Source organism: Halovenus aranensis (assembly GCF_900100385.1).
In the GTDB taxonomy this organism is placed as follows: domain Archaea; phylum Halobacteriota; class Halobacteria; order Halobacteriales; family Haloarculaceae; genus Halovenus; species Halovenus aranensis.
In genome coordinates this window covers 158,748-177,615 of record NZ_FNFC01000007.1, presented here as the reverse complement: position 1 = coordinate 177,615, position 18,868 = coordinate 158,748, and the positions used below count along the sequence as shown (strand labels likewise).

General features: G+C 61.5%; 19 protein-coding genes. 4 read left to right on the top strand and 15 right to left on the bottom strand.

Annotation, left to right across the window (positions count from 1 at the left end):
* Positions 1-171 precede the first annotated feature (171 nt).
* From BLR34_RS08995 to aglF, 6 genes are all read right to left on the bottom strand, one after another.
* Entirely contained in the window at positions 172-666 is a 495-nt protein-coding gene (locus tag BLR34_RS08995; RefSeq protein WP_092702163.1) for a metal-dependent hydrolase, read from the bottom strand.
* Positions 659-1,153, bottom strand: a complete 495-nt coding sequence (locus BLR34_RS08990; RefSeq protein WP_092702161.1) for an OB-like fold-containing membrane protein — start codon at positions 1,151-1,153, stop codon at positions 659-661. The genes BLR34_RS08995 and BLR34_RS08990 overlap by 8 nt, the downstream gene beginning before the upstream one ends.
* A 68-nt stretch (positions 1,154-1,221) precedes the next feature.
* Positions 1,222-1,596 (bottom strand): sugar phosphate nucleotidyltransferase, encoded by a 375-nt coding sequence (locus BLR34_RS08985; protein WP_218120874.1) that lies wholly within the window; start codon positions 1,594-1,596, stop codon positions 1,222-1,224.
* Positions 1,597-1,836: 240 nt separating this feature from the next.
* Complete coding sequence (locus BLR34_RS08980; RefSeq protein ID WP_092702157.1) at positions 1,837-2,889, bottom strand: RNA-guided endonuclease TnpB family protein; 1,053 nt, start codon at positions 2,887-2,889, stop codon at positions 1,837-1,839.
* A 26-nt stretch (positions 2,890-2,915) separates the two neighbouring features.
* Positions 2,916-3,386, bottom strand: coding sequence for a nucleotidyltransferase family protein (locus tag BLR34_RS08975; protein WP_092702155.1), 471 nt, complete (start codon positions 3,384-3,386; stop codon positions 2,916-2,918).
* Entirely contained in the window at positions 3,383-4,144 is a 762-nt protein-coding gene (gene aglF / locus BLR34_RS08970) for a UTP--glucose-1-phosphate uridylyltransferase AglF (protein ID WP_092702153.1), read from the bottom strand. Before aglF ends, BLR34_RS08975 begins: the two co-directional genes overlap by 4 nt.
* A gap of 92 nt (positions 4,145-4,236) precedes the next feature.
* On the opposite strand from aglF, the gene aglM reads away from it, so the two are divergent.
* A complete protein-coding gene (gene aglM / locus BLR34_RS08965; RefSeq protein WP_092702151.1) occupies positions 4,237-5,541 on the top strand; it encodes a UDP-glucose 6-dehydrogenase AglM in 1,305 nt (434 codons plus the stop codon).
* Here aglM and BLR34_RS08960 read toward each other — a convergent pair whose 3' ends face one another.
* Positions 5,542-6,165, bottom strand: coding sequence for a hypothetical protein (locus BLR34_RS08960; RefSeq protein WP_092702149.1), 624 nt, complete (start codon positions 6,163-6,165; stop codon positions 5,542-5,544).
* Between the two features lie 119 nt (positions 6,166-6,284).
* Between BLR34_RS08960 and hemC the strand changes: the two genes are divergently transcribed.
* Together hemC and BLR34_RS08950 are read left to right on the top strand one after the other, a co-directional pair.
* Positions 6,285-7,397 carry a hydroxymethylbilane synthase gene (gene hemC / locus BLR34_RS08955; protein ID WP_092702147.1) on the top strand — a complete coding sequence of 371 codons (1,113 nt, stop codon included), beginning with the start codon at positions 6,285-6,287 and terminating at the stop codon, positions 7,395-7,397.
* A 3-nt stretch (positions 7,398-7,400) separates the two neighbouring features.
* On the top strand, positions 7,401-8,141 hold the full coding sequence (locus BLR34_RS08950; protein WP_092702145.1) for a uroporphyrinogen-III synthase: 741 nt from the start codon (positions 7,401-7,403) through the stop codon (positions 8,139-8,141).
* A 58-nt stretch (positions 8,142-8,199) separates the two neighbouring features.
* On the opposite strand, the gene BLR34_RS08945 is transcribed toward BLR34_RS08950, so the two are convergent.
* From BLR34_RS08945 to BLR34_RS08915, 7 genes are all read right to left on the bottom strand, one after another.
* Positions 8,200-8,649, bottom strand: coding sequence for an HVO_A0114 family putative DNA-binding protein (locus tag BLR34_RS08945; protein ID WP_092702143.1), 450 nt, complete (start codon positions 8,647-8,649; stop codon positions 8,200-8,202).
* Between the two features lie 23 nt (positions 8,650-8,672).
* Entirely contained in the window at positions 8,673-9,011 is a 339-nt protein-coding gene (locus BLR34_RS08940) for a toxin-antitoxin system TumE family protein (protein WP_092702141.1), read from the bottom strand.
* A 188-nt stretch (positions 9,012-9,199) separates the two neighbouring features.
* Entirely contained in the window at positions 9,200-10,474 is a 1,275-nt protein-coding gene (locus tag BLR34_RS08935; RefSeq protein WP_092702139.1) for an RNA-guided endonuclease InsQ/TnpB family protein, read from the bottom strand.
* Positions 10,475-10,759: 285 nt separating this feature from the next.
* Entirely contained in the window at positions 10,760-11,029 is a 270-nt protein-coding gene (locus tag BLR34_RS08930) for a cytochrome C oxidase subunit IV family protein (protein WP_092702136.1), read from the bottom strand.
* Between the two features lie 12 nt (positions 11,030-11,041).
* On the bottom strand, positions 11,042-13,741 hold the full coding sequence (locus tag BLR34_RS08925) for a cbb3-type cytochrome c oxidase subunit I (RefSeq protein WP_092702133.1): 2,700 nt from the start codon (positions 13,739-13,741) through the stop codon (positions 11,042-11,044).
* Positions 13,741-14,559, bottom strand: coding sequence for a cytochrome c oxidase subunit II (gene coxB, locus BLR34_RS08920; protein WP_176765278.1), 819 nt, complete (start codon positions 14,557-14,559; stop codon positions 13,741-13,743). The genes BLR34_RS08925 and coxB overlap by 1 nt, the downstream gene beginning before the upstream one ends.
* Positions 14,560-14,715: 156 nt before the next feature.
* Entirely contained in the window at positions 14,716-15,555 is an 840-nt protein-coding gene (locus BLR34_RS08915) for an enoyl-CoA hydratase/isomerase family protein (protein WP_092702129.1), read from the bottom strand.
* Positions 15,556-15,704: 149 nt separating this feature from the next.
* Here BLR34_RS08915 and BLR34_RS08910 point away from each other — a divergent pair, with 149 nt between their 5' ends.
* Positions 15,705-18,098: a heavy metal translocating P-type ATPase gene (locus BLR34_RS08910; RefSeq protein ID WP_092702127.1), complete on the top strand. Its 2,394-nt coding sequence runs from the start codon at positions 15,705-15,707 to the stop codon at positions 18,096-18,098.
* Here the strand turns inward: BLR34_RS08910 and BLR34_RS08905 are convergent.
* Entirely contained in the window at positions 18,095-18,832 is a 738-nt protein-coding gene (locus tag BLR34_RS08905; RefSeq protein ID WP_092702125.1) for a dolichyl-phosphate hexose transferase, read from the bottom strand. The genes BLR34_RS08910 and BLR34_RS08905 overlap by 4 nt on opposite strands.
* Between the last annotated feature and the right edge of the window lie 36 nt (positions 18,833-18,868).

Here is an 18,868-nt window from a genome sequence, read left to right as displayed (position 1 = left end):
CTCTCCCGTCCTCGAAAATCGGAGATTTTCGGGTGCAGCAAGACCTCCAGTCTTGCCATGCCCCTGTTCGCTCCTCGGTTCCGACGAAGCGTCGGAACACTCGTCACTCACGGGAAGGGCGGGATTCTCTCGCTGAATCAAGATAGTGGATTCTGGGCTCGCTGTCAGCTTCTACTGAATGCTATCTCGTCGGTCAACGACCCACACACCGACAGCCAACAAAAGCGAGGCGACAAACACCCACCGTTCGGCGGACACATACCACCCAGGAGTGGGATTGCGCCACCACGAGAACGGGTACAAGTACGCTCCATTAGAGCCGTCAGCCCAGGCCTTGACGGCGTCGACAAGCAGATGTGAACACCCGCCAGCCGCGAGCAGCCCGAAGGCACGGCTCTGTTGCTCGTGGGTGGCGAACAAAACGGCACCAGCACCCGACAGGAGGAGAACACCACCGACCGTGTGAATCCCAGTCCAGTTAAACGGAATTCCCAGTAGCTGCGCAACCACATAATCATCAAGCAGCAGGTCAATTCGATTCAAGTCGGGCAGTAACGAGCCGATCATCCCGACGACGACCCAGCGTCGGTCGAGCCACGACACGGCCCATCCCACGGCGGTGAACAGCCCGAAAGCCAACAGGATGTGAGAGAACAGTTCAGCCATCGTCCTCACCTCCGCGGGCGACGAACCGCACTCGATGCGGGTCGATGCGCCAATACCACAGGAACGCGCCAGCAGCCAAGAGCCCACCAACACCGGAGAGACCGAGCTTATACCAGTGCTCGCGCGGACTCTCGGTCACCACAACGACGGAGTCGGCCTGCTGGAGGGTGCCACGCTCCGAGAGTTCGCCGTATACCTGCACGACACCGCCAGTATCGACCGACGGTTGCGCGTTGTAGACTTCGACAGTCCGCGCAATCTCCCCGCTATCAGTCTCGACATCCATCACGAATCCCCCTTCAGTCTGTTCGGTAACAGTACCGAACAGGAGAACGCGCTCCCCGTCCCAGCCCGCAGGGTTCTCCGCAAGCTGCTCACCTGTCGGGTGTGGCGAACGCTCCTCGTGAGTCGCACCGTAGTGGACGCACAACCCCGCCACAAGCAACAGGACGACGACGAGCGCGAGCAATCGGTGACCGCGTTGCATCTGTTTGGGGCCTCACCGGCCGAGGTGATTAGCGTTTTCCTTCCCCACAAATCATCGTTTTCGCCTGGCTATTGATCCGAGTTATCGACCATGTCGCTGGCCTGCTCGATATCCGCTGGCGTGTTGACATTCACACGCTCGACATCCAGCTCAACGGCCTGGACATCCCAGCCAGCGCGAATCAATACTCCCAGCGCGTCGGGCAGTTCGTACTCGCCGCGGTCCGACGGCCGGAGTAACTCGATGGCGTCGAAGATTGACTCTGGCAGGACATAGCAGCCGGTCGTCACAAGCGTCGAGGGTGGGTCGTCGGGTTTCTCGACGATACCCGTTACCTGCCCGTCGGTGACGGAGACTACACCCGTCTCCGTGGCAGTCTCGCGGGTCGCCTCCTCAACAGCGACGACAGCGTCATCCTCTTCGAACGCATTGACCTCCTCCACACGGCTAAAGCCGTGGGATTCCCCGATGGGGATATTAGGGTTGCGCGTTTCCTCGGCGGCTCAAATACGCTTTCGCGTGGCCAGCGTCACAGGTTGCCGCCCAATTATGACCGAGGGCGTGCGTTCCAGCGCGTGTAGCCCGGTCAAGCGGGCCTTCCCATCTGTACGTGGCAGACACCCACGATGTGGATGGTCGGTTCTTCAACCGACTGGGCCGCACGGTTCGCGTCATCCGTAGTGTTACGCCGTGCATGGTTCACCCTCTCGTTGACTGATGTTTTCTGCCGCGTTCAAATCCGCATGTCGAACGTATCCACACGATGGACACTCGAAGCGACTCCTATCACGTCCAGCGTACTCACCGCACTGACTACACTCTTGACTCGTATTTTGTGGGTCAATCTTCTCGACACGAATTCCTGCTTTCTCAGCCTTGTAGATGATGAACTGCTGGAGTTCGTAGAACGGCCACGAGTGGACACCATGCCATTCACTGCCGTCACGGATACCTTCCAAGTCTTCGAGTTTGATGACTGGATTCTCGAATTGACTGGCGTATTCGACAAGTCGTTTTGAGAGGGTGTGATTTGCATCTTGGATACGGCGATACTCCTTGTTACCAACGTGGTTCCGTGCGCGAAGCGCACCCGCTTGCTGAAGCGACTCACGAAGGGAACGGTAGTATCGCCGCACGAATTTGTACTCCTTGCCACTGACGAGGAATGACTCAGCACTCGCATCATCTGGCGTAGCGGCGAGAATGTAGTTGTGGCCAACATCGACACCAATGGGTGTTTCCTCACCACTGGTATCGTCACTGTAGGAAACGGTGAACGACACTTTCCAATCGTCACCTTCACGCCACACACTCAACTTTGTCTTTTCTGCGTCACCGTCAAGCAGTGCCTCAATTGGGTCTTCGATGTCGTCGTAGACGTGGATTGGGGTGTACCACCAGTCAGAGATACACGGGAACCCGATAACGATAGACCCATTCTCAGTGGTGTGGATTTCCCAGTTCTGGTTGTTAACTTCGATGGGTTGCTCGCCCGTGTACTCAACAGGCTCATCATCGTAGTCACTTTTCGCTGCTCGTATTGCTTGATTTTGGAGTGCTGAGTACAGCGGGTTCTCAATGTCACCAGTCGTGATGGATGAGGAGAGCGACCCGTCATTCCAGCCATCGACAAGCCACTGTTTGCACTCCCGCAGAATATGGGTGGCACGCTGCCATTCTTTCTGGCGGGTGTGGCTTGGATTTCGGAAGGTCGTTTCAACACTCACCTCAACCATTACACGTGTAATTAAACGTCGGACGGTTATAAAAATATCGTTCCTTGGTCGGTGGAATATCCAGCCGTGGCGACAAGCGTGGAAAGATTCTCAGTTGTCGGCTTCATCCCACGGCTAAAGCCGATGGGCTTTCGCCTCGCTACCGCTGTAATCGGCGCGTCCAGTGTTCCGCGAACGACGTTGTCGCCGTTCAACACGACGAACGGGCCGTCCACGTGGGGCCGGGCCTGTGCGATTGCATGGCCCAGTCCCAGCCGCTCACGCTGATGGACGTACGTTAGCGGACAGCCAGCGTACGACTCGCCAAAGTGTGCGACGATATCGCCGGCGCGATACCCGACCACAACGACCAGTTCGTCGACGCCGCTGTCGAGAAGCGTCTCGAAGACGTGTGCGAGCAGTGGCTGCCCGGCAATATCGACAAGCCCTTTGGGCGTGTCGTCGGTGAGCGGACGAAGACGCGTGCCCTGGCCAGCAGCAGGGACGACGCCGATCACGATTCGCTTGCTTCGGTGTCGGCGTCCTCCTCTGTGGCAACTGCGTCACCGTCGTGTAGCCGCCGCTCCGCCTCGTCGCGGTCCTCCGGATACCCGACATCGATACGCCAGCCATCGAGCCCGATTGCGTCGATGGTCCGGCCGGACTGGAGCAGGAGGTCGACCGCATCCGACAACTCGTACTCGCCGCGGTCGGAGGGCTGGACGAGGTTACAGGCGTGGAAAATCGCCGGCGTGAACGTATAGAAGCCGGTCATCACCAGGTTCGACGGCGGGTCATCTGGCTTCTCGACGACTTCCTCGATCTCGCCGTACTTGTTCGTGTCACAGACGCCGTACCGCGAGGCCTCCTCCCAGGGCACCTCCTCGACGAGGAACGCGGCGTCGGTCCGGTCCTCGTTGTGTCGGTTGACGACATCTTCGAGATTCGCCTGGAAGATGTTGTCTCCCAGCATCAGCATGAAGTCGCCGTCGACGTGTTTCTCGGCGGTCAACAGCGCGTGTGCCAGACCCTTCTGCTCGCGCTGGTGGGTGTAGGTAATCGGAACACCCTCGAACTCGTCGCCGTAGTACTCGATAACGTGTTCTTTCTTGTAGCCGACGACGACGACGAGCTGGTCGGCACCGAGGGCAACGAGTTGCTCGAAACAATGTGTCAGAATCGGTTTGCCGGCAACCTCGACCATCCCCTTCGGTTTGTCCTCGGTCAGCGGCCGCAGCCGCGTTCCCTCTCCAGCCGCGAGTACGACAGCATCCATATCACGTTTTCTTTCGTTGAGGTGAATAAGTATTGTGGACCGCCCAGACCACAGACCGAAACCATGAGGTGTCGTCTGCGTCTGGTACGTGTATGGAGGTTAGTATCATTGGCTCGGGCTACGTCGGCACGACGGTCGCTGCCTGTCTCGCAGCGGCCGGCCACCGCGTCACGAACGTCGACATCGACACCGCTGTCGTGGACGCAATCAACGCCGGCGAGGCTCCGATTCACGAGCCGGGACTGGACGAACTCGTCGGCCGCCACGGCGGTGACCGCCTGCAGGCGACGACGGAGTACGACGCCGTCCGCGAGACCGATCTCACCCTGCTCGCGCTCCCGACGCCGTCGAACGACGACGGCAGCATCGACAGCTCGATTCTCGAAGCTGCCGCCACATCGCTCGGCGAGGCACTTGCCGACAAGGAGGGTCCACACGTCGTCGCGGTCAAAAGTACCGTCATTCCGGGCATCGTCGAGGAGACAATCGCGCCACAGATTGCGGCCGCGGCAGACGGAACGCTCGGCGAGGACATCCACGTCGCCACCAACCCCGAGTTCCTCCGTGAGGGGAGTGCAGTCGAGGACTTCCAGAACCCGGACAGAGTCGTCATCGGAGCGGACTCGTCGCTGGCCCGCGAGCGCCTCGAAGCGGTCTACGAGCCGGTCGTCGAAGGGGCAAACGGGGACGTCCCCGTCGTCACCACGGGGACCCGCGAGGCGATGATGATCAAGTACGCCAGCAATGCCTTCCTGGCCTCGAAGGTCAGCCTCATCAACGAGCTCGGCGACATCTGCAAGGCCTACGGCGTCGACTCCTACGCGGTGGCCGACGCGCTCGGTCTCGACCACCGTATCGGCGAGAGGTTCCTCCGCTCGGGGGTCGGGTGGGGGGGCAGTTGTTTCCCGAAAGACACAGACGCCCTCGTCGCGGCCGCCCGCGAGCGCGGCGTCGACCCGGTCGTCCTCGATGCAGTCAAAGAGCGCAACGACCGCCAGCCCGAGCGCCTGCTCGATTTGCTCGCCGAGCATATCGACATCGACGGCGCGACGGTCGCAGTACTCGGACTCGCGTTCAAACCCGGCACTGACGACACCCGCAATACCCGGGCCGTACCCGTTATCGAGGGCGTCCGCGAACGCGGCGGAGAGGTCGTCGCCTACGACCCTGTGGCGGTCGAAGACATGCGCGAACGCTACCCGGGTGTCGCGTTCGAGGCCGTGGCGTCGCCTGCAGAGGCACTCGATGGGGCAGACGGAGCGCTCGTCGTCACCGACTGGGACGAGTTCGCCACGCTCGACGAGGAGTTCGATGCGATGGCGACCCCGGTCGTTGTCGATGGCCGTCGCATCGTCTCCCGGCGCGACGGCATCACCTACGAAGGACTTACGTGGTAGCTAGCGGTCACGCCAGAGCTTCCACTCGCCGGCCTCGTTCTGTGCGACGACGAAGGCCAGTTCGAGCAACTCGGAGTTGACGCCGCCCTCCATCGTGATGTCGACGTGGACGAGCGCCAGTTCCTCGACGCCCTCCAGTCCTGGGTCTTCCTCGCGGTCGGCCACCGCTGTCCGCTCGACCGACAGCGAGATGCGGTCGACGCCGGGCAACTCGTCTTGTCCCCACGCGTCGGTCGGGGCGTTCTCGTGGAACAGTTCCTGAGCCGTATAGAAGTACCCGCGGTCGATTGCGTCGACGTACTCTCTGACGACCTCCTCCTCGGGCCCGCGTGATGCTCTGATGAAGGCAAACCAACCCGCGCCAGCGCCCCCGAGTGTCACCAGCGCCGAGCCACCTCCATACAGGAGCATCCCGCGCCGGGAGACGCTGTGTTTCGCGACGGCGTCGTCGGCAGCGGGGCTGTCGGGGTCGTCTCCCGACGCGTCAGCAACCGTCTCACCGTCGTCTCCAACTCCGTCCACCGGTTCGCCCCCGTCGGTCAGTACTGCCCTGTCCGTGCGAGGACACCCATTAGACGGCTCCCCATCGCCGGACATCGAGCCGTGGTGTGGACTGGGAACCATACTCCAGATAGGCGCTCGTCGCACAAAAGCGTCAGGCAGAGACAGCAAATTGGTGCACAGGAGCGCTCAGAGCAGACAAACGACGGTGCTTTTCACCGAGGGTCACAGAGGGAGAAACAATGAGTACACACGGAACGCTCCAGCTCGCGACGCGTGGCTCGGCACTCGCGCGCTGGCAGGCAGAGACGGTCAGAGACCAGCTGTCGAGCAGACGCCAGCCCGTCGAGCTGGTCACCGTCGAGACGGAGGGCGACCAGGTGCGCGACGAGCTCATCCACCAGCTCGGCACGACGGGCGCGTTCGTCCGCAGCCTCGACGAGCAGGTGCTGTCGGGCGACCTCAACGCGGCCGTCCACTCGATGAAGGATATGCCGACCGAACAGCCAGACGACCTCATCGTCGCTGGCGTGCTCGAACGCGGACCGCCAGGCGACGTACTGGTAACACCCGAGGGAACCAGCTTGGAGGACCTGCCGGAAGGGGCGACCATCGGCACGTCGAGTCTCCGCCGAGGGGCACAGCTACTCGCCCGACGGCCCGACCTCGACATCGCAGGACTCCGTGGGAACGTCGACACCCGCGTCGAGAAGCTGCTTGGGCCGGAACTCCAGCGCGAACACGACCGGCGGGTCGAAGCGTGGCACAACGAGACTGACGATGACGAAAACGAGGACAAAAGCGAGTTCGACCGCCCGCCCGAGGAGTGGGTCGAGAGCCTGACCGCCCTCGAACAGGCTGCCCTCGACCGCGAGGTCGAGACGGAGTACGACGCAATCTGCCTCGCGGAAGCCGGTCTCGACCGGAGTAGCCTGCTCGGGGAACTTCACGTCGAACACCTCGACCCCGAATCGTTCGTGCCAGCCCCGGCACAGGGCGTGATTGCGGTGACGGCGCTGGACGACGAGGCCGCCGAGTACATCCACGACACGGTCGACGACCCACCGACGCGCGTCGAGACCACCGTCGAGCGGACGGTCCTCGCCGAGCTCGGCGGCGGCTGTGTCGCCCCCGTTGGTATCTACGCGCGCCTGCAGGGTGACGTGGTGTCGACGAGAGTCAGGGTGCTCTCACAGGACGGGACCGAGGAGGTCAGCGACGCGCGGGACCTGCCCGTCGAGCGCCACGCACAGGCCGCCGCTGAATTTGCCGCCGACCTCGCCGACCGGGGCGCGGCCGATCTCATCGAGAAAGCCAGGCGGGAGGACCCTGACGACGCGAAACGGGGGGAGTGACCGATGACCGACCAGCCGACCGTCGCGGCGTTGCGCCCCGACGACGAACGCATCGACGCCGCCGTCGCGCTGCTCGAAGAGTTGGGCGTCGACCCCCTTTCTGACCCGATGCTGTCGGTGTCACCGACCGGCGACCGCCCTCGCGAGGACGCCGACTACACGATACTGACCAGCCCGACCGCAGCGGACCTGCTCGCCGGGACGGGCTACCAGCCCGGCGGTACCCTCTGTGCGATTGGCGAGTCGACTGCCGACGCGCTCGAAGCCGAGGGGTTCGCGGTCGACCTCGTCCCCGAACAGTTCACCTCGGGTGGGTTAGTCGACTACTTGGCAGGCGAGGTCGACGGGGCGCGCGTCGAGGTGGCACGGAGCGACCACGGCTCTGCTGTCCTCCTCGATGGTCTCGAATCGGCGGGTGCGTACGTTCACGAGACGGTGCTGTATCGCCTCGTCCGACCGGATGGGGCCGGCGTCTCCGCCGAGCGGGCTGCCGACGGAACGCTCGATGGCATCCTCTTTACCTCCTCGCTCACCGTCGAGCACTTCCTCGCGGCCGCAGGCGAGCGCGGACTCGAAACGGCGGCACGCGCCGGCCTCGACGACGCCGTCGTCGGGACCATCGGCGAACCGACCCGCGAGACGGCACAGGAACGCGGTATCGATGTCGACGTGGTACCGGCGAGTGTCGGCTTTGAGGAGTTGGCCCGCGCTGTCGTAGACGAGCTGTCAGCTACCCGCCGCTGAATCGTGAGTCTCCACGCTGTCACGACCGGGAATACTTAAATATGTGATAGAAGGAGAGCTATGGCACAGCGGCCGCTGTGTCGCTGGACTCTGAATCGAACGGGAGGTTAATGACGAGTTCGTCAAACCAGACGACTGGACGCTTACTTTGGCCATCTTCCTCAAAGAAGATGATTCCCAGCTGGGCGAGCCGACTAAGCTCCTCGTGGACGTTTTTCACGTCCCGGTCAACAACCCGTGCAGTTTCGTTGATGCTAACTGGCTTCTCTTGACGGATAGCTTCGACGAGGTCAAGCACACGCGGCGTCAGCGTCCCCATCAGATCGTCGTAGCTGGTGAACGAGAGCATTGGCGTGGAATCTACTGCATCATCCCGTTTGAGCGCCTCAATCTCGTTGGTGACATCATCGTGGAATTCACTGGATGAGGTTACTGTCACGACGAGGGTTGATTCTGTCCGAAGCTGTTCACGTTCCATCGGGTGTAGTGGCGGCGTGGTATCGTTCATGTGTATCACCGTCTGTGATGACCTTACTTGACCGCAAACTCGGCTTTCGGAATTTCGATCCAGAACCGTTCCCAGAGTTCGACCATCCCCGGGAACGTGATTATTTCTGGGTCGGGGTCTGGTGCGACGTGCAGTTCATGCCCCTTGGTATCCTCATGTGAGTTGTCGTACCGACGAATTGTGCCATCCTCAAGCGTGCGGGGTGGTTCCGGCTCTGTCGCGCCGTAGTGGAGCTTGTATGCCCACCCAGATGAGTATGAGTCACGATCGGTCCGCATGCAAAACACGCGGACGACAGTCCCATCAGGGTACTTCTCCGCCCGACTTACCCCGTCAAGGTCGTCGTCAGTCAATGCAGCCATCCTCAACCATTGGTACACAGGCCAATAGAATAAACCCATTGGTCAGAAAGACAAGAGTAGTCGTTACACGCCTCAGAGCGAGTGTGTCAACTGCTCCGGGGTCAAGTGGTTCGAGACGCGGAGCGTCTCGTCATCACGGAAATCGAAGATTTCCGTACGACCCCGGAGCTTGTCAGTGGACTCCCGTTCTAACCGAGTAGCTCGGTAGGTGTGTAGTCACCGTTCACGTTCAACGTCCCTGACTTGAGGGCCAGTTGACTGGTGGCCCATCCACCGCGAGACTTCTGCCCGCGATGGATATACCCGCAATACCGGTTGGCGATGTTCTTCGCCGCGTTGTAATCGGCATTTGCCTCGTATCCACAGTCCTGACACGCGAACTGTTTGTCGTCGCGGTTGTCCTCGTGGGTAAACCCACAGTGACTACATCGCTGACTCGTATACGCCGGGTTCACGAAGTCCACGAACAACGCCGTGGATTCAACCTTGTACTGGATGAGTTCCACGAACTTCGTGTACGCCCATTGCTGGAACTTCGACCCGTTCGCAATGTTCTCGCGGATATAGTCAAGATTCTCGAAAATGATGCCGTCCACATCCGCGTTGTGGGCTTCCGCGATAAGGTCGTTGACTCGGTTGTGCAACCAGTCCAGTGACCACTCGCTGAACGCACTACCGATGGATTTGATGGTGAGGTGCGCCGAGCGCGTTCCTGTCTGTTGCAGTTTGCCTCGGCGTTGCTCGTACTGGTCACGTTTGTGGTTCAGGTAGTCAGCACTGCCGATGAACGCACCTGTGGAGGTGACGGCAAGCGCGCCGGTCACGTTCAAATCCACTCCAAGAACCGTTCCGTTCTTTTCGTGGTCGTCGGGTAACTCGGCTTCTTGGCGTTCAGTACCGTCAACCTCGTAATCTGGATTCTTCAGCGTGACGTGGAGGAAAAACGTGCCCTCCTGCTCGTCGTACTGGAGTGTGGCGCTTGAGGCATCCCAGTCGTCGCTCTCGTAGTACTGACCAAACGGTGTGTCTTCTCGCTCGTCTACCGGTGGGAGGACGTATTCAGCGGTGACTCTGCCGTTCGGTGTGGAGAGAGTAGCGTGGTCGGCGTTGAACGTTGCCGAACGCTTGTCGTAGACGACACTCCACGAGTCGAAGTGTGGTTGACTCGTTTTCTCGCCCTTCTTCAATTTCTCGACGCCACCTGTGACAGCTTGGATAGCACGTCGAATACCTTTCTGGACGAGGTTAGCGGTAAGGTCTGTTTCCTCGCGCAAGTCGTCGTACAGGGTGTCTTCTGCCTTGCTCTTGCTGGTAATGCAGTAGTCGTCGTAGCGCCACGCCCACTCACTTGTGCGGTTTGCACAGTGGAGAAATTGGGCTTTGGTTTGATGGAGGTCGCCACGACGCTGTTCGGGTACATCGAGTTTGATGGGCACGGTACGCCGTGGCGCGTCATCGTCCATCGTATTTCACATTTAAATTTGTTACCTAATAAATATTTATATAATAGTGGGGGAGTTGGCCTTGCTGTTGAACGTTGTTGGCGTCATCGAGTGTCGGCTTCCTCCACGGGGTCAAGCCCCGTGGCATCCGCCTTGATATTTCTGTGAAAATGACAAACGAGTTCAAAAGGTACGGCCTGACAAAGGAAAAGACGACAGAAGTTAGTGAGCACTGTATGCTCAACGCCAGGCGACGCAAGCGAGAGAAAAGAAACCTGTTTCACCTGGCTGACAACGAGCAGCGCCTCAGATAATCGAGTAACTCGCACCGGCCGTCAGTGCGAGGAAGCCGATGAGACCGGCCATCGCGACGTAGGTTATCGAGCGTGGTTCGTCACGGAGGTGCATGTAGTAGCCGGCGACCGCCAGGGCCTTCATCGTCGAGAGGACCATGATGACCCCCAGCGTCTCCCAGTAGTAATCCTCCAGAAAGCCCAGCCACTCGACAGCGGCCTGGGTAGTCGACAGTGCCATCAGTACCACGAATATTGCCGTATAGGTTTTTGTTGATGCCATAATTGTGCCTCCTTAGAGGATGTAGAACAGCGGGAACAGGAACAGCCACACGATGTCCACGAAGTGCCAGTACAGCCCGAAGTACTCGATGGTACTGGCGTCCTCGCCTTCGCCGACGTAGGCTCCTGTCCAGGCCCGCGCGATGAGGAACAGCATGACGAGCATGCCGATGATGACGTGGAGCGCGTGCATTCCGGTCGTCAGGTAGAACGTCGAGGACATCACGTCGACGCCGAAGGTCCATCCCTGGTGGACGAAGAGGTCGACCCACTCGATGCCCTTGTTGACGAGGAAGAACGCCGCCCCGCCGAAGGTCAGCCCGAGGAAGGTGACCGTCGCCGACCGGTTCGAAATCGAGAACGGCCCAATCGAGTAGTCCTCGGTCCGCCGTGCCGCCGAAAGGGCGAGCACGACCGTGAAGCTGCTGGCGAGCAGCAGGTACGTGTTAATCAGTCCAGGCAGAACTGGGTGATGTTCGAGCGCCTGCTCGGCCATCGTGTGCGCAGCAGGGTCTTTTGCGAGTTTCCACCACTCCTGCCAGCCGTACTCGATGCGCGTGAAGATGTACGCGCCAATGAACGCCCCGAAGACGATGATGTCCGAGGCGATGAACGTCCACATGCCGAGTTTCGTGTTCTCGACAGACTCGAAGGGCCACTGCTCTGCCATCTTCGGCTCGGGCACCTCGAAGGACTCGTAACCGATGCCCGCGAGCGTGTACGCACCCCAGACCGCGCCGACCAGCGCAGCCCAGAAGTACGCGCTCATGCTCGCCAGTTCACCGATTCCAATGCCGATATGGAAGAAGATGAAAAAGAGGGCAAGCAGCGGGAACGACAGCATCATGTAGATGCCGTGAATCTGCGCGAAGCCGTCTTGGCGAGCCCCGTGGACGCCGAGCGCGGCGACGAACGCCGGAATGGCAAAGAGGAACGGCCACACGAAGTGCGAGACACTCAGGCCGGCCAGTCCGAAGCCAGTTAGCACGACGCTCGACGCGGTGAGGAACGGCCACCAGCTCGCGTGGTCGGCGTGTTCTTCTGGCGGCGCCAGCGTCTCCTCCACACCGCCGTCGGTCGCTGCATCCTCGACGCCGCCGTCGGTTTCGGCTCTGTCGAGGAAGTTCAGTTCACCCGAGGCGAAGCTCGGCTTGCCGGGGAAGTTCTCCAGGGGCGGCGGCGAGGAGACCGCCCACTCGGGCGAGGCGACGTACGACCACGGCGACTCGCCGACGTGACGGTCACTGTAGAGGCTCTTGGCCAGGTTGTAGAACATCACCAGGAACGACGCCGCGAAGAGGAACGCTCCCGCAGTCGCCGTCTGGTGCCACATGGTAAACCCGGAGTTATAATGGAAGATACGTCGCGGCGTCTCCCAGACGATGAACATCGGGAAGTACAGGAGATTGAACCCGATAAAGGCCATCGCGAAGTGCACCTTCCCGAGGAATTCGTTGTACATCTTGCCCGTCATCTTCGGGAACCAGTAGTAGACGGCCCCGATGAGTATCACTGCACTGGAAGCCATCACGTAATGGAAGTGTGCAACGACCCAGTAGGTGCCACGGAACGAGTAATCCAGCACGATAGCACCGAGGAAGACCCCTGTGATACCGCCGATGATGAAGATAACGAGCGCACCGAGCGAGAACAGGAACGGTGTCTTCCAGCGAATCTTGCCCTTTATCATCGTGTAGATGAGCGAGAACACCATCAGGTCGAAGGGCAAGGAAATGGCGACTGTCGTCACCATCATCACGGTCTTTATTTCGAGGCTGATAGCGGTGAGGAACATGTGGTGCATCCAGACGATGAAACTCTGGATGCCGACGAGTGCCATCGCGATGATGAACCACTTGCGACCCACCAGGCGGCGGCCAGAGAACGTCTGGACCATCTCACCCAGCACACCGAGTGCCGGGAAGAAGACGATGTACACCTCCGGGTGACCGAAGAACCAGAAGATGTGTGTCCACAGCAGCGAACCGCTGTCGGTCGCTTCGGGGCCGCTGCCGGTTTCGAGTGCGAAAAACGACGTGTGAAGCAGGTGGTCAGAGCTGAGGATGATGAGCGCAGCCAGGTACGCCGCGAAGGCGAACAGCATCATCCAAACCGTGACGAGAATAGAGATACTGAACAGCGGGATATCACGCATCCGCAGGCCTTTCGCGCGCATCCGGTAAATCGTCGTCAGGAAGTTCACCGAGCCGATGGTGACCGACCCGATGAACGCAATCAGCGCGAGAATCGTCGCGAAGGAACCGACCTGACCGAAGTCGGGGATGTAAGACGGGACATTAAGCGGCGCGTATGCCGTCCAGCCGCCCATGAACGTCGCACCCTGGAAGAACGAACCCAGGACCAGCACACCTGAGAACAGGTACAGCCAGTAACTCATCGCGTTCAGCCGCGGGAACGCGAGGTCGTCGGCCCCAATCTGGAGGGGGACGAAGTAGTTCGCGAAGCCAAACGCGAACGGAGAGAGGAACCAGAAAATCATCAGGAAGCCGTGGGACGTGACGACCTGATTGTACCCCGCGTCGCTGAGAATCGTTCCGCCAGACTGCAGGAGCTGAATTCGGATAAGCAGCGCCAGCACCCCTGCGACGACGAGGAAAAACACCGACGTCAGCAGGTAGAGGATGCCGATGTCCTTGTGGTTAGTTGTGACGAGCCAGCGCTTCACGCTTGACCGTGGTGGTAGATCTCCCATCAGTTGGTCACCTCAAGTTGGTTGTCGAGTTCGCCGTTTTGCCAGGCTTCGAGCGTCTGCTGGTACCACTCCCCGAACTCCTCGGGGTCGTCGAAGTCGTACTCTTCCTGTCCCTGTTCCCAGACACTCGTGGGGACGACGAGTACGTCTTCACGCATGTTCGAGTGGCCGTTGCCACACAGCTCGAAGCAGATTGCCTGGTACTCGCCGGACTCGTCGGCCTGGAACCACGTCTCGGTGGTCTGGCCCGGGATAGCGTCGCTCTTTGCCCGGAGTCCGCGTATGCCGTAGTTATGCATCACGTCGCGTGATGTCACTTCGAGTCCGACCACCGCCTCGTTAGGCACGACCAGTTCGTCGGTCGTCTCGAAGCCGTTGTCGTACTCGTAGGCCCAGGCGAACTGGAATCCCTCGACGTTGACTTCCATGTCGGGCTCGACGTCGCCGGTGTCCTCGACGTACAGCAACAGCGAGTACGAGTAGATAATCAGCCCCAGCACGATGACGGCGCTGATACCGAAAGAGAGGAAGAGCTTCTTTCCACCCTTCGAACTCGACGGCATCTCGCCGAGTTTCGGGCGGACGACGTCGTCGTCTTGAACCTCTTCGACATCGTACTTTCCGTCGGCGTCGGGCGCATCAGTCCTGTACTTGTACGCGTTGTACACCAGGTAGCTGATGACGACGACGCCGACCAGCGTTCCCATGCCGAGAAACACCAGGTAGAGTCGGCTGAAAATGTCTACCTGGGTTCGGGAGAGCGTAGCGACTGCCCCCAGCCTCGGCAACAACGTCTGTATGGCTCCGGAACCCAGCATTTGACTCGGCCTTACGACCACCATGTATTATGCATTTCGGTACCCCGCCATATCCGGGGCCAGTTTTTATTAGGACAGCCGTATCTCGGCAATCTCTGTCGGTTTGTCGAAGAAAAGTCGGGGATATCTCCGTCTGTGCGAACGAGACGACCGGCGTTACTGCCCGTCCCACTCGGGCTCGCGGTCCTCGAAGAAGGCGTCGATTCCCTCGTCTTTATCCTCGGTCGAAAACAGCGTCGCGAACAGTTCAGCCTCGTACTCGATACCAGCTTCGAGGTCCATCCGCGTCCCGGCTTTGACGGCTTTCTTTCCGATTTCGAGGGCAATTGGGCTCTTTTCTGCCATCGAGCCAGCCAGGCCGTAGACCTCCTCGTCGAGTTCGTCCTCGTCAGCACAGACGACGTCGACGAGCCCGATATCGCGTGCCTCGTGGGCGTCGATGAGTTCGCCCGAGAGAATCAACCGCATCGCCTGCCCTTCACCGACGAGTCGGGGCAGTCGCTGGGTTCCGCCGCCACCTGGGATGATGCCGAGATTGATTTCTGGTTGGCCGAGTTTGGCCCGCTCGTGAGCGATACGCACGTCACAGGCTTGTGCAAGCTCCGAGCCGCCGCCGAGCGCGTGGCCGTTGATGCGGGCGATGACCGGCTGGCGAAGGTCGTCGACGGCCTCGTAGACGCGCGGTCGTTTCGAGGCCTCCCGCTGTTCGATGGCACTGCGCTCGCGCAGTTCTTCGACATCCGCGCCGGCAACGAAGGCTTTTGCCTCGGCCGCACCGGTCAGGACGACGACTCGGATGTCACTGTCGTCGATGGCGTCGAGTACCTCCTTGAGTTCGCGGCGCAGCTGCCCGTTGAGCGCATTCCGAGCGTCGGGGCGGTTCAGCGTCACCGTCGCGACCCCATCGACGCGCTCGCCGACGGCCACAGTCAGCAGGTCACAGTCAGCTGCCAGTTCCTCGATGTGGTCGGCTCCCTCGACGCGGTCGTCGCTCATCGTCGCACCTCGGCTGGACAGTTCATACCGGTCCGTCGGTCGGCGCGATAAAAGGCGTTTCCGTGCCAGGGACGCGGTACAGTTTTGTCGTTCCGATGGGTAGAGTAGGGTATTCCCCACGACGCGTGGGAGAGACGGAGTGAGCGTACGTGTCCGAGACAACGGCCGAAGACTGCCAGTTCTGCGGGCGAACAGCACCGGCCGACCCAATCGAGACGGGCGGCCACAGCTACTGTTCGCCGGGGTGTCGAGACGCAGCCGACACGCTCGATTCGGCGCCGGTAGACCCAGAGCCAGTAGCGACAGACCCCGACGACGGCGAGCGCGTCTTCTTTCACGTCGCCGGGATGCACTGTGTGACCTGTGAGTCGTTTCTCGAATCGACTGCACTCGACCAAGACGGCGTCCACGACGCCAGCGCGAGCTACGTCTCCGAGAGCGTCCGCGTCACCTACGACCCCGACGAGACCGACACCGAGACGTTGGCAGAAGCGCTCTCTATCGCGGGCTACCGCGTCGCCGACCGGGAGCAGACCGGGAAAGAGTCTGTCACCACAGTTCTTTCACGAGAGGGCGGGGCCGAAACCCGCGACCTCGAAGACCTGCTGGGCTTTCGATACGCTGCCGGCGTCCTCTTTGGCCTCTTCTTGATGTTCCCGTACGTCGTCGTTCTCTACCCCTACCAGCTCTCGGACCTGCTCGGCGGCCCGCTGCAGGGGTTCGAGGGCGGGACGATGGACAGCGGCATGATTCTCCTCTTGCCGCTGTTTACGAGCGTCGCGGGCGTGGTCGTCTTTTTCACCAGTCTCCCACTGCTCCGTGGCGCGTACGTCAGCATCCGGTCCCGGGAGCCAAACACCGACCTGCTCGCGGCGGTCATGTTGCTGTCTGCATACAGTTACAGCATCGTCGCGGTCCTGCTCGGTCGGCTGGACATGTACTTCGATTTGACTATCTTCGTGGGCGCGAGCGTCGTCGCGGCCGTCTTCTACGAGTCACTGACCAAACAGCGTGCGATGGACCGCCTCACCGACCTCACTATCTCACAGACCGAGACCGCGACGCTGTATCGCGGCGGCGACACCGAGCAGGTGGCCGTCGAGGACCTCACACCTGGCGACGAGGTGCTCGTCGGCCAGGGGGAACGGGTCCCTGTCGACGGCACGCTCACGGCCGAGGGCTGTACCGTCGACGAGTCTGTGGTCACCGGCGAGTCCCTCCCGGTGAGCAAGGAAGCCGGCGACCCGCTTGTCGGTGGCTCCGTCGTCACCGAGGGGGCGGCCGTCGTGCGTGTGGGCGACCCGCCGACGAGCAGTATCGACCGCCTCACGACGGCAGTCTGGCTCCTCCAGAGCGCGACACACGGCCTCCAGCGCGGGGCCGACAGGCTCGCCGGTCGCGTCGTCCCGCTGTTGGCTGTCGGGGTAGTCACAGTCGCTGCAGTCGTCCTCGCGACCAGCGCCGCACCGACGGCCGCCCTACTCGGCGCGTTGACCGTCGTGCTGGTGGGCTGTCCGTGGGGCCTCGCGCTGTCGACGCCCCTGTCTGTGGCGGCGAATCTCCAGGCGGCGATGCAGCGGGGTATCGTCGTCTTCGACGAGACGGTCTTCGAGCGCGTCCGCGAGACCGACGTGGTGGTCTTCGACAAGACGGGGACGCTGACCCAGGGCACCATGACCGTCCGGGAGACCGACGCCCCACCGGATGCCCTCGCCGCCGTCGCCGACCTCGAACGGCGGGCCGCCCACCCGGCTGCCGAAGCCATCACGGCCGCGTTTGGCGACCACGCTGTCACAGACGGCGGAGCGGCGGCCGACGTGACCGAGTTCGAGACCCTCGGCCGTGGGGTTGCCGGCACCGTCGACGGCGACCGGTACCTCGTTGGGCACCCGGACCTCTTCGAGGAACGCGAGTGGCCTGTACCCCCGTCAGTCGAGTCGGCGGCTGCGGACGCACGCGCGGACGGTCATCTGCCGGTCGTCGTCGGTCGTGACGGCGAAGCGAAGTGGGTAGTCGTTCTCGGCGACGAGCCACGAGAGGGATGGGAACAGGTGCTCTCAGAGCTAGGAGAGCGCGGCGTCGATACGGTCGTGTTGACCGGCGACGACCCCGAGGCGACCCGGTTTTTCGAGTCCCGGGCCGACGTGACCCACGTCTTCGCCGAAATCCCGCCCGAGGGAAAAACTGAGGCGCTGCGGCGTCTCCAGGCCGAGCAGACCGTAACGATGGTCGGTGACGGCACCAACGACGCCCCCGCCCTCGCCCAGGCCGACCTGGGTATCTCGCTTGGCAGCGGGACGGCACTGGCCTCCGACGCCGCAGACGTGGCCATCGCGGACGACGACCTCACCGGTGTCGAAGAAACGTTTGACCTCGCGGGCGCGGCCGGAAAGCGCGTGAGACAGAACACTGCGCTCGGCGTCCTCTACAACGCGTTGACAATACCGACGGTGGTACTCGGTGTATTGAATCCCGTGGTCGCCATCGCCGCAGCAGCGACGAGCGGTGCACTGCTCGTGGCAAACGCCCACCGGCCGCTCTAGAGCCGCCGGAACTGTTCTTCGAGACAGACCGTGACAATCGATTTGGCGATAGCCAGCCCGCCTTCGATTGGGTCGAGTTTCGTCTCGCCTTTGCGCTCGCCGTACCGGATTGGGCGCTCCTGTACGTCGTAGCCACGCATCAGCGGGCGGATGAGAAGTTCGGCCGACAGTCCCGTGTTCTCGGTCCACTCGATAGACTCGATGACCTCGCGGCGGTAGGCCCGCATCCCAGTCGTCGTGTCGTGGACGCGCTCACCCATCAAGACACTCGCCGTGAGCGCAAACAGGTGATTGCCGAGACGGTTGAACGCTGGCATCGCCTCGGCCCCGTGATAGAGACGGTCGCCGCTGACCACGTCGTACCCCTCGTTGATGGCCGCGAGGAACTCCGGCAGTTGCTCCATCGGGTAGGTGTCGTCACAGTCGGTCGTCACGACGATTGGTCGGTCGGGCGTGCGAATCGCCTCCTCGACCGCGACGCCGTACCCCTGGGGCTCCTGTTCGATGACCCGCGCGCCGTGTTCGCGGGCAATCTCCGGCGTGCGGTCCGAGGAGCCGTCGACGCAGACGACCTCGGCCTCGCCGTCGGTGACTCTCTCGATATCTTCGAGGACGGTTCCGATTGCCTCCTCCTCGTTGTAGGTCCCCATCACGACGCTCAGGTCCGCGAAGGTGAACGCGTCGTCTGTCTGCTCGCCGCCGCCATCTCCGTTGAGATGCTGTTTCTGACTCATTATCCCGGCTTTCGGCCCGATATACTTATGTTTTAG

Excerpts from the sequence above, each read along its gene's own strand:
- BLR34_RS08980 (WP_092702157.1), bottom strand. The coding sequence starts at position 2,889 with ATGGTTGAGGTGAGTGTTGAAACGACCTTCCGAAATCCAAGCCACACC.
- BLR34_RS08915 (WP_092702129.1), bottom strand. The coding sequence starts at position 15,555 with ATGAGCGACGACCGCGTCGAGGGAGCCGACCACATCGAGGAACTGGCA.
- coxB (WP_176765278.1), bottom strand. The coding sequence starts at position 14,559 with ATGCTGGGTTCCGGAGCCATACAGACGTTGTTGCCGAGGCTGGGGGCA.
- BLR34_RS08990 (WP_092702161.1), bottom strand. The coding sequence starts at position 1,153 with ATGCAACGCGGTCACCGATTGCTCGCGCTCGTCGTCGTCCTGTTGCTT.
- BLR34_RS08995 (WP_092702163.1), bottom strand. The coding sequence starts at position 666 with ATGGCTGAACTGTTCTCTCACATCCTGTTGGCTTTCGGGCTGTTCACC.
- BLR34_RS08905 (WP_092702125.1), bottom strand. The coding sequence starts at position 18,832 with ATGAGTCAGAAACAGCATCTCAACGGAGATGGCGGCGGCGAGCAGACA.
- aglF (WP_092702153.1), bottom strand. The coding sequence starts at position 4,144 with ATGGATGCTGTCGTACTCGCGGCTGGAGAGGGAACGCGGCTGCGGCCG.
- BLR34_RS08940 (WP_092702141.1), bottom strand. The coding sequence starts at position 9,011 with ATGGCTGCATTGACTGACGACGACCTTGACGGGGTAAGTCGGGCGGAG.
- BLR34_RS08930 (WP_092702136.1), bottom strand. The coding sequence starts at position 11,029 with ATGGCATCAACAAAAACCTATACGGCAATATTCGTGGTACTGATGGCA.
- hemC (WP_092702147.1), top strand. The coding sequence starts at position 6,285 with ATGAGTACACACGGAACGCTCCAGCTCGCGACGCGTGGCTCGGCACTC.
- BLR34_RS08925 (WP_092702133.1), bottom strand. The coding sequence starts at position 13,741 with ATGGGAGATCTACCACCACGGTCAAGCGTGAAGCGCTGGCTCGTCACA.
- aglM (WP_092702151.1), top strand. The coding sequence starts at position 4,237 with ATGGAGGTTAGTATCATTGGCTCGGGCTACGTCGGCACGACGGTCGCT.
- BLR34_RS08935 (WP_092702139.1), bottom strand. The coding sequence starts at position 10,474 with ATGGACGATGACGCGCCACGGCGTACCGTGCCCATCAAACTCGATGTA.
- BLR34_RS08945 (WP_092702143.1), bottom strand. The coding sequence starts at position 8,649 with ATGAACGATACCACGCCGCCACTACACCCGATGGAACGTGAACAGCTT.
- BLR34_RS08960 (WP_092702149.1), bottom strand. The coding sequence starts at position 6,165 with ATGGTTCCCAGTCCACACCACGGCTCGATGTCCGGCGATGGGGAGCCG.
- BLR34_RS08950 (WP_092702145.1), top strand. The coding sequence starts at position 7,401 with ATGACCGACCAGCCGACCGTCGCGGCGTTGCGCCCCGACGACGAACGC.